Source organism: Vibrio sp. A2-1, assembly GCF_021728355.1.
Classification (GTDB): Bacteria; Pseudomonadota; Gammaproteobacteria; order Enterobacterales; family Vibrionaceae; genus Vibrio; species Vibrio splendidus_K.
The window spans coordinates 82,915-94,779 of record NZ_JAKKCO010000005.1 but is presented as its reverse complement, the minus strand read 5'-3'; the positions used below and the strand labels follow the sequence as shown (position 1 = coordinate 94,779).

11 protein-coding genes are annotated in these 11,865 nt (G+C 39.1%); all 11 read left to right on the top strand.

Annotated features, from left to right (window positions below):
• Nucleotides 1–9 precede the first annotated feature (9 nt).
• Complete coding sequence (locus L3V33_RS16940) at nucleotides 10–330, top strand: hypothetical protein (protein WP_237290868.1); 321 nt, start codon at nucleotides 10–12, stop codon at nucleotides 328–330.
• Between the two features lie 386 nt (nucleotides 331–716).
• On the top strand, nucleotides 717–1,625 hold the full coding sequence (gene cysD / locus L3V33_RS16935) for a sulfate adenylyltransferase subunit CysD (protein ID WP_237290927.1): 909 nt from the start codon (nucleotides 717–719) through the stop codon (nucleotides 1,623–1,625).
• 77 nt (nucleotides 1,626–1,702) lie between these two features.
• Nucleotides 1,703–3,418, top strand: coding sequence for an SLC13 family permease (locus L3V33_RS16930; RefSeq protein ID WP_237290867.1), 1,716 nt, complete (start codon nucleotides 1,703–1,705; stop codon nucleotides 3,416–3,418).
• Nucleotides 3,419–3,452: 34 nt separating this feature from the next.
• Nucleotides 3,453–4,082, top strand: coding sequence for an adenylyl-sulfate kinase (gene cysC / locus L3V33_RS16925; protein ID WP_237290866.1), 630 nt, complete (start codon nucleotides 3,453–3,455; stop codon nucleotides 4,080–4,082).
• Between the two features lie 2 nt (nucleotides 4,083–4,084).
• Nucleotides 4,085–5,047 carry a DHH family phosphoesterase gene (locus L3V33_RS16920; protein WP_237290865.1) on the top strand — a complete coding sequence of 321 codons (963 nt, stop codon included), beginning with the start codon at nucleotides 4,085–4,087 and terminating at the stop codon, nucleotides 5,045–5,047.
• 70 nt (nucleotides 5,048–5,117) lie between these two features.
• Nucleotides 5,118–6,530, top strand: coding sequence for a sulfate adenylyltransferase subunit CysN (gene cysN, locus L3V33_RS16915; protein WP_237290864.1), 1,413 nt, complete (start codon nucleotides 5,118–5,120; stop codon nucleotides 6,528–6,530).
• Nucleotides 6,527–7,582 (top strand): DegT/DnrJ/EryC1/StrS family aminotransferase, encoded by a 1,056-nt coding sequence (locus L3V33_RS16910; RefSeq protein WP_237290863.1) that lies wholly within the window; start codon nucleotides 6,527–6,529, stop codon nucleotides 7,580–7,582. Before cysN ends, L3V33_RS16910 begins: the two co-directional genes overlap by 4 nt.
• Nucleotides 7,579–8,424, top strand: a complete 846-nt coding sequence (locus L3V33_RS16905) for a sulfotransferase (protein ID WP_237290862.1) — start codon at nucleotides 7,579–7,581, stop codon at nucleotides 8,422–8,424. The genes L3V33_RS16910 and L3V33_RS16905 overlap by 4 nt, the downstream gene beginning before the upstream one ends.
• 23 nt (nucleotides 8,425–8,447) lie before the next feature.
• The gene (gene rfbB, locus L3V33_RS16900; protein WP_237290861.1) at nucleotides 8,448–9,530 is read left to right on the top strand and encodes a dTDP-glucose 4,6-dehydratase; all 1,083 of its coding nucleotides are present in this window, start codon (nucleotides 8,448–8,450) and stop codon (nucleotides 9,528–9,530) included.
• On the top strand, nucleotides 9,530–10,405 hold the full coding sequence (gene rfbA, locus L3V33_RS16895; protein ID WP_237290860.1) for a glucose-1-phosphate thymidylyltransferase RfbA: 876 nt from the start codon (nucleotides 9,530–9,532) through the stop codon (nucleotides 10,403–10,405). Before rfbB ends, rfbA begins: the two co-directional genes overlap by 1 nt.
• Nucleotides 10,398–11,834, top strand: coding sequence for a lipopolysaccharide biosynthesis protein (locus L3V33_RS16890; protein ID WP_237290859.1), 1,437 nt, complete (start codon nucleotides 10,398–10,400; stop codon nucleotides 11,832–11,834). Before rfbA ends, L3V33_RS16890 begins: the two co-directional genes overlap by 8 nt.
• The last annotated feature ends 31 nt before the right edge of the window (nucleotides 11,835–11,865 follow it).

The window sequence follows — 11,865 nt, the reverse complement described above, 5'->3', positions numbered from 1 at the left end:
AGAGGGAAAATGGACGATACCAGCCTAAAAAAACTGACAGCGGAAGAAAAAGTAACCATTTTAGAGAAAGAGATAGCGCGAGTTGAAGGGCGTATTGGCGAGTTCTTGAAACTGTTGGTTAGCCACTACCCACAAGGGCTAACACGCACCGAGATTAAAGCGTTATTGGTTGTAAACAACAACCCAAGCTTCGTCTCGCTGTACCGCAACAGCAACATATTCATTGATATAGAAAAACGCTATTGCGACACAGCACAAGAAAACAGGTACTACATAGGGACCCAGTACCTGCAAGACGTACAGTGCTTCCGCTGGGTAAATGCTTGGTGAGAGGTCAGTCCAAATTGGGTTAATTTCAAACTGGTTAATATGCACTTACTTTGCTAGAATGCGCAGCATATTTAAAATCGTATGAAAACCGCATAAAAGCGAACAACTTGTGATTATTGCCTTTAGGAGCCAAACCTAAGGGCGGTAGCGTACCCAAATGCAAATGGGTAACAAGTAAAAAACGCTACAAACTACAGAAAGGTTGCTTTTGGCGGCCTATTGGGGCGGTTTTAAAAAAGGTAGCAAAATCTAGGTTTTACAAGGGATTGTCAAAAATAGACTGTCTCAAAATGAATGAAAAGTGTCTCAGTGCTATTAAAAGACTGAGGCGTTTTTGTAGAAAATTAACTCAATTGGCGTGGGCAAAAAGTAACATGACGATGAAAATGACTCCGGAAAAAATGACTCACTTAAAGCAATTGGAAGCCGAGTCGATTCATATTATGCGCGAAGTGGCGGCAGAGTTCGATAACCCAGTGATGCTGTACTCAGTGGGTAAAGACTCATCGGTTATGCTTCATCTAGCACAAAAAGCGTTTGCTCCAGGTACTCCTCCATTTCCACTCATGCATGTTGACACGACCTGGAAATTCAAAGAAATGATTGAGTTTCGTGACTACATGGCCGAGAAGGTGGGAATGAAGTTAATTGTTCATCAAAACCCTGAGGGTGTCGAGATGGGTATTAACCCATTCGTTCATGGCAGTTCAAAGCACACTGATATCATGAAAACGCAAGGTTTGAAACAAGCGCTCGATATGAATGGTTTTGATGCCGCTTTTGGTGGCGCGCGTCGTGATGAAGAAAAATCTCGCGCAAAAGAGCGTGTGTATTCATTCCGTGATGAACACCACCGCTGGGATCCAAAAAACCAACGCCCAGAGCTGTGGAATATCTACAATGGTAAAGTTAACCAAGGCGAAAGTATTCGAGTTTTCCCTTTGTCTAACTGGACGGAGCTAGATATCTGGCAGTACATCTACCTGGAAAACATTGAAATCCCGGGGCTGTACCTATCTAAACCGCGTCCGGTAGTCGAGCGTGATGGTATGCTGATCATGGTCGATGATGAGCGTATGGAGCTTAAAGAAGGCGAGGTTGTAGAAGAGAAAATGGTTCGTTTTCGTACCCTTGGCTGTTATCCATTAACTGGCGCTGTAGAGTCAGAGGCGACGACGCTTCCCGAAATCATCCAGGAAATGTTGCTGACGACAACGTCAGAACGTCAAGGACGCGCCATTGACCACGATAGCTCTGGCTCGATGGAGAAGAAAAAGCGCGAAGGCTATTTCTAAAACGCATCAAGACAAAGATATATTGTATTTGGCAATAGCTTATCATGAGCTCTGATAGTAATTTGAGTGGTTAGAAAATGATTGTCACAGCATGTGTCCTCATCGGATTAATTATTGCTTTAGTGAGTAACCGATTCAGAGCCAGTTATGTTTTTGTTGCCGCGGTAGCGGTGCTGTATGTATCTGGCGAAATCACCCAGGCGGTGATTTTTTCCAATGTCACGAATCGCTCAGTCGTTATTTTACTGTTGTTGCTGCTTTCATCTTTGACCTTAGAAAGAACCGCGTTATTGAGTTGGGCGGCCAAAACGCTATCTCATCGCAGTTATTGGCAATCTTTGTTGCGCTTGGGTACGGTAAGTGCAATGAGTTCGGGAATGCTGAATAACACGGCAGTGGTCGCGACCTTAATGGGAAGTGTTCTTAAGAACCCTTTCCATGCGCCTAAAAAATTACTTATCCCTCTTTCATACTTTTCTATCTTAGGTGGCACCTTAACCTTGATCGGAACCGCGACTAATCTTGTCGTTAGCGGTCTACTCGAAGAGCAAGGTTATCCGGGGCTTACTATCTTTGCTTTCTTCCCAGTTGGAGCAAGCCTGTTGATAGGGTGCGGCTTGATAGTGATGATTGTATCCCGTTGGTTGCCAGATGAACCAGTGAAGGCCGACGCATTAGGGGACTACTTCCTGGATGCAGAAGTCGATGAGGGCAGCAAGCTCATAGGTAAAAGTGTATTAAACAACGGATTACGCTCACTCGATGGTCTGTTCCTAACGGAAATTATTCGAGACAAACAGTTGATATCACCCGTTTCACCAAGTGAGCTGATTTTGTCTGGGGATAAGCTGGTATTCAGTGGTGACGTTTCGGAAGTAAAACAGTTGTTTACCTTTGATGGGCTAAAACTTTACGTTGAAGAAGAGTTCGAGTTGGATAAAAACCTCGTAGAGGTATTGGTGAGTCCGGAGTCTGTTTTGATAGGCAGAACTCTAAAAGAGGTGGAGTTTCGTTCTCGCTTTGATGCAGCAGTCGTTGCGATAGCGAGACAAGGTAAGAGAATATCTGGCAAGCTTGGTGAATGCTCTATACAGAGCGGAGATAAGTTTATTCTTGCGGTTGGGGATGACTTTAAAAAGCGCCCAAACTTATCTCGTAACTTTTTTCTGCTAAGCGATAAGTCAGTTAAAAGCCCCTTGTCTTTGCCACAAAACGTGTTAGGTATTGTCGGGTTCATTTCCGCTATTATCTTAGCTGCTTGTACCAATTTAGACCTTATCGAGACTCTGTCTGGCTTCCTACTTTTATCCTTGGTAAGTAGAATTATTGATGGCACTCAATTGAGAAGGCGTTTCCCTTTTGAGTTGCTGGCGATACTCGTCTCTGCGCTGTGTATAGCTAGTGCATTTTCTAGCAGCGGGTTAGCCATAGCGCTAACGCAAACCTTTGAGTCTATGGCTGGAAACTTGTCTCCGAACTGGATGTTGGTAGGCATATTGGTGTTAACCATTCTTTTGACCGAAATTATGACCAATACGGCCGCCGCAGCCATTATGCTGCCAATAGCATTAGCGCTGGCATCGACATTTAATATTGGTTATCTACCACTGGTCATGGCTGTCGCTTATGGCGCGAGTGCCTCCTTCATCAGCCCCTTTGGCTACCAAACTAATCTTATGGTGATGAACGCAGGTGGCTATGCCCTTTTAGACTTTATGAAAGTGGGTTGGCTGGTCACCGCTACTTACATTGCAATTGCAGCGATGGCTATTCCGATGGTATTCCCTTTTTAGTTGATATGCATTTTTAGATAGGTATGAGTTGATAATGACCTCTCCTTATGTAACAAAAGATAATGACTCTGTTAGTGACGATGTCGTGTGGCATAACGCTACGGTCACGCATGAGCAGCGTTCTGTACAAAAACAGCAAACACCAGTGGTACTTTGGTTTACGGGGCTAAGTGGCTCTGGAAAATCCACGGTTGCTAATGCGGTCGAGAGTAGATTAATGAACTTAGGCAAACACAGCTATCTGCTTGATGGTGATAATGTGCGCCATGGTTTAAACAAAGATCTTGGCTTTAGTGATGCCGATCGAGTAGAAAACATTCGCCGTATTGGTGAGGTGGCTAAGTTGTTTGTCGACTCGGGCACGATTGTCCTCACCGCCTTCATCTCTCCGTTTATCGCGGATCGTGAGCAAGCACGTACGCTCCTGTTACCCGGTCAATTTCTAGAAGTGTTCATTGACACTCCTTTGTCGGTGTGCGAACAGCGAGACCCGAAAGGGTTGTACAAGAAAGCGCGAGCGGGTGAAATTAAACATTTCACGGGGATTGATTCTACTTATGAAGCTCCGCTGAATGCTGATATTCATGTTGAAACTGAAGGGTACTCTGTTGAAGCGTGTGCCGAGGCTGTTGTGAGTCAGCTAGCTGATTTAGGGTACATTTAACCATGCATTATGACGTATTCAATGGCGATGCAGATGGCATTATCGCGCTGCTTCAGTTGCGAAAGGCTGAGCCCAAATATTCTAAGCTCGTTACTGGTGTGAAGCGTGATATTAAGTTATTGCAGCAAGTGGTAAAACAAAGCGATGTTAGCGGTTGTACCATCTTAGACATTTCGATGGAAAAAAATATTGATGCTCTCTATGACTTGATTGAGCGAGATATCCCTCTTTTTTATTGCGACCATCATCGTACTGGAGAAGTGCCGCAAGCGGATAACTTTACAGCATTGATTAACTTGGATGCGAACACCTGTACGAGCTTACTGATTAACCAACACTTAGCTGGTCGATATGCTGATTGGGCGATTGTTGGTGCTTATGGTGACAATATGTTCGCCAATGCTGAACTGTTAGCAAATAGCATAGGTTTTAACCTAGATGAAAGAGCCTTCTTAAAAGAGCTAGGTACCTTAATCAACTACAACGGTTATGGTGCGTCGATTGATGATTTGCACATTGCACCAAAAGAATTGTTTCAGCGATTGATGGACTATGTATCACCTTTTGACCTTAAGCGTGATTTAAGCTCTCCGTATTATATTTTAAAGCAAGGGTATGAAACTGATAACCAATTTGTTAAGTCATTAGCTCCGATAGAAAACTCTGATGTATCGGAAATCTATCAGCTGCCTTGCGAACCCTGGGCAAGACGTATCAGCGGTGTATTTGGTAATGCGTTAGCAAACCAATCCCCAGATAAAGCTCATGCAGTACTTACATTGAACGAGAACCAGCAAAACTTCACCGTGAGCGTTCGTGCACCGTTAAACAACCGCACCGGTGCTGATGAAGTCTGTTGCCAATTCGTAACTGGCGGTGGCAGAAAAGCCGCGGCGGGCATCAACGCGCTTCCAATCGATAAGATTGCCGAATTCATTCAAGCATTGAATCATTTTTATAAATAAGTTTTAGTGGATTTGAACGGATTATCTTCCATTTCTAAATACTTCAAATCCCTACAATTAAGGAAAAATCATGTCACACAGTTCAGATCTGATTGCTCAAGATATCGAAGCCTACCTAAAAGTTCACGAGAACAAAGACCTATTACGTTTTCTTACTTGCGGTAATGTAGATGACGGTAAATCGACGTTGATTGGACGTTTGTTATTTGATAGCAAATTGATTTATGAAGATCAGATGGCGGCCATTGAAAAAGACTCCCAAAAATTCAACACCACCGATGAATCGTTTGATTTAGCGCTGTTAGTTGATGGCCTACAATCAGAGCGTGAACAAGGTATTACTATTGATGTGGCGTATCGTTACTTCTCGACAGACAAACGTAAATTCATCATTGCTGATACTCCGGGGCATGAGCAGTACACTCGTAATATGGTGACTGGTGCGTCAACTTGTGATCTTGCAATTGTGATGGTTGATGCTCGGTATGGTATCCAAACTCAAACTCGTCGTCATAGTTACATTTGCTCGCTATTGGGTATTAAGCACATTGTTGTCGCCATTAATAAAATGGATTTAATGGATTACAGCCAAGAGGTGTATCAAAGCATTAAAGCCGATTACCGTGAGATGGCTAAGAATTTCAACATTGATGATATACGTTTTGTGCCAATCTCAGCTCTGAAAGGCGATAACGTAGTCACACCAAGCGAAAACATGGATTGGTATCCAGGCGCGACGCTGATGAAGCTGCTTGAAACTGTGAAAGTCGATCAAGACAAAGATTTAGAGCATATGCGTTTCCCTGTTCAATATGTCAACCGCCCAAACCTTAACTTCCGAGGCTTTTGTGGCACACTGGCTTCTGGTCAAATTAGTGTGGGTGATGAAATTACAGCGTTGCCTTCTGGTAAATCTTCAGTAGTTAAGTCAATCTTTACTTATGACGGAGAGCTTAAATCAGCACAACCAGGTCAAGCGATTGCGATTACTCTTGAAGATGAAATTGACGTCTCACGTGGTGATATGCTTGTCCATAAAGGCACTGAACCACAACTTACCAATAAACTTGATGCCCACATTGTGTGGATGGATGAAAACCCACTTCGTTGCCATAAAGAATACACCTTCAAGTTCGCTACGAAGTCTTGTACGGGTAAGGTTTCTGCTATTAAGCATAAGGTGGATATCAATACACTCGAGCAACACGCAGAGAGCTCAGAAACAGTAGAGCTGAATGAGATTTCATTAACAGCCATCAGCTTCGCAGATAGGTTTGTGATTGATGAATACCAAGCGTTACCTCAAACGGGGGCATTCGTAATCATTGACCGCTATACGAATGTAACGGTTGGTGCAGGTATGGCTTATAAAGCCAATTTTGATGAAGAAGTAAACATTCGAGTGTATTCTGAATCAGAAAAAGAACTCAATGCCTATATTTGTAAGTATTTCCCTGAGTGGAATTGTAAGGAAGTCAAATGATCCCTGTAACTAAGCCTTATTTACCACCAATAGAAAAATATAAACGATATATTGATAGGATTTATGAATCAGGAATCCTAACAAATCGAGGCCCTTTAGTTCAGGAGTTAGAAGAAAGGTTAGCTGATTATTTAGATGTAAAGCACGTCATATGCGTAGCCAATGGTTCTTTAGCATTACAAGCTGCGTACAAAGCATTAGACTTGAAAGGTGAAGTTATTACAACGCCGTTTAGCTTTGCAGCTACATCTAGCACTTTGTTATGGGAAAGTTTAAAGCCAGTATTTTGCGATATTGATTTAGATTCGTTTAACTTAGCCCCAGAATTAATTGAACAGCATATAACAGAAAATACGTCTGCTATTTTACCAGTACATGTGTTTGGTAATCCTTGTGAAATTGAACGCATTCAAGAGATTGCGGATAAATATAAATTAAAAGTTGTTTATGATGCAGCTCACGCTTTTGGTGTGAAATATAGAGGTGAAAGTGTGTTAAGGCATGGAGATGTAAGTACTCTTAGTTTCCATGCAACCAAATTATTTCATACTATTGAGGGAGGGGCTATTATCACTGAGTGTGATAATACAGCAGCTACAGTAAGAAACTTAATCAATTTTGGTATTACAGGCCTTGAATCGTTAGAGGGTGTTGGTACAAATGCTAAAATGAATGAATTCGAAGCGGCTATGGGACTTTGTGTTTTAGATGACATTGATGGAATTGTAAATAGCAGGAAGAGAACTATCCATGAGTATAAAAAATTATTAGGTTCAAAATTCAAATTGCAAGTGATTAATCCTTATGGTTCAGAATTAGTAAGCTATATGCCTGTTGTTTTCGAAAATGAAAGTGAATTACTTAGTATAAAAGCAAAGTTAGAAGATAAAGGTATATTTCCACGCAGATATTTTTATCCAAGCCTAGATGTAATATATGGTAATGAGACTAAGTGTGAGAACTCTAAGTTGTTAAGTGAAAGTATATTATGTCTGCCACTATATACTACTCTAGAAAAAGAGTCTGTAGTTAAGGTTGTGAACAACTTATGAAAAATATTGAACATGTTTTTATAATTGGTAACCCTCGCTCTGGTACGTCTATGTTTCGGATGATGCTGAATAGCCATCAAAATATGATAGTACCACCAGAATGTGGTTTTGCTCATTGGCTATCATCAAAATATTCAGGGTTAGATAATTATAATCATATAGTCTATGAAAACTTTGCTTCAGATGTATTTAATTCTAAAAAGTTTGAAACCTGGAGTATTTCAAAGGAAGATTTGTTAAGTGTAATAAGAACTAATCAGCCTAAAGATTTTGAATCGTTAGTTAAGAGTGTTTATTTATCATATATTGAAGCTGAAGCTGATATTAAAGTTGTTGGTGATAAAAACAATTATTATATAGACCACTTGCCCGAGATTAAGTCGCTATTCCCTAGTGCTAGATTTATACATTTGGTGAGAGATGGTCGTGATGTAGCATGTTCCTATAAAGCATTAGATAAATTGGATAATGATAGCATTTATAAGCCAAAGCTATCCGCAAACATTTCGGATATTGCACAGGAGTGGAACTCAAATAATTCCAAAATATTACAGTCTTTACAAGGTGATATGATTTCAATTCGGTACGAAGATTTAATTGAAAGTCCAACTGTAGAATTGAAAAAGGTATGTAAATACTTAGGTGTTGAATTTGACGGAAAAATGCTTGAGTTCCATCTTAATAACGATGAACCCAAGGAGCTTCTTGCATGGAAAAAGAAAACAGAATCTGAAGTTGACCCTAGTAATAAAGGAAAGTATTTAACTATTCTATCTGAGAAAGAAATATCCCGATTTGAAGATGTAGCAGAAGAAATGCTACTACACTTCAATTATATTTAATAAATTAGGTTTTAAAATCTACAATGACTAAGAAAATACTAATAACTGGTGGCGCCGGATTTATTGGTTCTGCAGTGATACGCCATATTATTAACAACACTAATGATAGTGTAATTAACCTTGATAAGTTAACCTACGCAGGGAACCTAGATTCTCTAGTCGAAGTTAGTAAAAGTAACCGCTATACTTTTGAACAACTGGACATCTGCAATCAGTCAGAGTTAAATCGTGTATTTAAAGAATTTCAACCTGATACGGTAATGCACTTGGCTGCTGAAAGCCATGTTGATCGTTCTATTGATGGCCCTGCTGAGTTTATCCAAACCAATATTGTTGGTACTTATAGTTTGTTAGAGGCAGCTCGTACGTACTGGAAAAGATTAGATTGTAAACAACAAAAGTCCTTTCGATTCCATCACATATCAACAGATGAAGTATATGGTGATTTAGAAGGTATTGATGATCTATTTACTGAAACAACGTCATATGAACCTTCAAGCCCATATTCAGCTTCTAAAGCATCAAGTGATCATTTAGTTAGGGCTTGGCAACGTACTTATGGTTTGCCAACTGTAATTACTAATTGTTCAAATAATTATGGACCTTATCACTTTCCAGAAAAGCTTATTCCTTTAGTTATTTTAAATGCTTTAGACGGGAAAACATTACCGATATACGGTAATGGATTGCAAATACGAGACTGGTTGTATGTAGAGGACCATGCTCGTGCTCTATACCTTGTCGCGACAGAGGGGGAGGTTGGTGAAACATACAATATCGGTGGGCATAATGAAAAAACGAATATAGATGTTGTTAAAGCTATTTGCTCACTGCTTGGTGAATTGGTACCGAATAAGCCGAACGGACTAAAGTGTTATGAAGAGCTAATTACATATGTAGATGACCGACCTGGTCACGATGTACGTTATGCTATTGATGCCTCAAAAATAGAAGCTGAGCTTGGTTGGAAACCGGAAGAAAGTTTTGAATCGGGTATTAGAAAAACTGTCGAATGGTACCTGAATCATAAAATGTGGTGGACTCGAGTTTTAGATGGTTCCTATGCTAGAGAACGTTTAGGTGTTACCACTCTGGAGGTAAAGTAATGAAAGGTATTATTCTTGCGGGCGGATCAGGTACTCGTTTGTACCCTATTACTCAAGGTGTTAGTAAACAGCTATTGCCCGTTTATGATAAACCAATGATTTATTACCCTTTGTCTGTATTGATGTTGGCCGGGATTAATGAAATCTTGATTATCACGACACCAGAAGATGAATCAAGTTTTAAACGTTTATTAGGTAATGGTGATAAGTACGGCATAAAGTTAGATTATGCAGTCCAAAGTTCTCCAGATGGGTTGGCGCAAGCTTTCATCATTGGTGAGGAGTTTATTGACTCAAGTTCTGTTTGCCTAGTCTTAGGTGACAATATATTTTATGGGCAATACTTTTCTCCGAAATTAAGAAGCGCGGTAGAAAATGCTGAAAATGGAATTGGGGCTACAATATTTGGATATCAAGTAAAAGATCCCGAACGGTTTGGGGTAGTTGAATTTGATGCAGATAGAAAAGTAATATCAATAGAAGAAAAACCAATTAAAGCGAAAAGCAACTATGCAGTAACAGGTTTATACTTCTACGATAATAATGTAGTTGAATTAGCAAAAAAAGTAGAACCCTCGGAGCGTGGCGAATTAGAAATTACAACACTAAATGAATTATATTTGAAGCAAGGGAACTTAAATGTAGAAATGTTGGGGAGGGGGTTCGCTTGGTTGGATACTGGTACCTATGAAAGTCTATTAGAAGCTGCTCAATTTGTTGAGACTATTGAAAAACGACAAGGTTTTAAAATAGCCTGTTTAGAAGAAATTGCTTTTAATCAAGGCTGGCTAAATAAAGAACAGATAAAAGAAAGAGCAAGTTTGATGGCTAAGAACAGTTATGGTGGATACCTAAGTGCTTTAGTAAATGAGTGAGAAACTAAAGAGAACCAGTAATAGTTTAAAGTGGAGTGCTATAGAACGTATTGCTACCCAAGCTATTCAGTTGCTCGTTATGTTATATTTAGGTCGGAAGCTAGGCCCTGAAGCTTTTGGAGTCGTCGGTATGATGGCTATTTTTATAGCCATTTCACAAACCTTGGTAGATAGCGGCTTTGGCAACGCACTAGTGAGAAAACTTGATAGAAATGAAACTGATTTTGCTACTACTTTCTATTTTAGTATATTTGTGTCATTTTTATGCTATGTGACTTTATTTCTTATTTCACCATTAGTTGCCGAGTTTTTCGAACATGAGGAACTAATTTCCCTATTAAGAGTGTTGGGATTAACTATAATTTTTAATTCTATTACCGTTGTTCAGCGTACAAAATTAACCATTGAAATGGATTTTAAAAGGCTGGCGTTCATCTCATTTATAAGTGTGTTAGTCAGTTCGACATCAGCTGTTGTTTTTGCTAATTATGAAATTAGTGCGTGGGTGTTGGTTACCCAAACTTTAATTTTTTCGATATGCAGTACACTTTTAACAGCTTATTTTAAGCCTTGGAAACCCCGATGTTTTTTTAATCGAGCGTCTTTCGATGAATTATTTGGTTTTGGGTCAAAATTACTTTTAGCATCATTAATAGATACTATATATAATAATATCTTCCAAGTTTTTATTGGTAGGTTTTTTTCTGCTTCTCAATTAGGTATTTTCACACAAGCTAAATTCTTATCAGAGACACCATCAATGACATTGGCAAATATTGTCATGCGAGTTGTTTATCCAGCGTTAAGTAAAATACAAGATAATAATGAAAAGTTAAGGGATAGTTATATATTTACGCTAAAGTTAACTATGATTATTGGGTTTCCAATAATATTTTCTGTTGCAGCAATATCAGAACCTTTAGTTAAATTTGCGCTAGGGAGCGATTGGGAGGAAGTAATTCCATTAATTAGTATACTGTGTTTAGGATTCGTTTTATTTCCTTTACATGCAATTAATTTGAACTTGTTAAAAGTAAAAGGCTTATCTGGACTTATTTTGCGTTTACAAGTATTAAAAAAATTTTTAGGTATATTATTTCTTGTTTTTTCTTATGACTATGGAGTTACAGGGATATGTATAGCTATAAGTGTTCATTCATATTGCTCATTGATAATAAATTCCTATTACACTGGACTTATAGTTAGATTCAACCTTGCTCAGCAAATGAAAATGTTTCTCCCAATATGGATTATAGCAATTACTACATGGTTCGGGACTTATATTGTTGTAGATCTAATGGCAGTTAACGAAATGTTAAGTATAGTAATGATTTTATTTTTTGGTAGTGTGTTATATTATAGCTTAATGTTCATGATTTATAGAAAAGAAGTTGATATTTTTAATAAATCTCTTCTAAATAAATTATGACTCTTAATTTGTGATAAAACTAGATATTTGT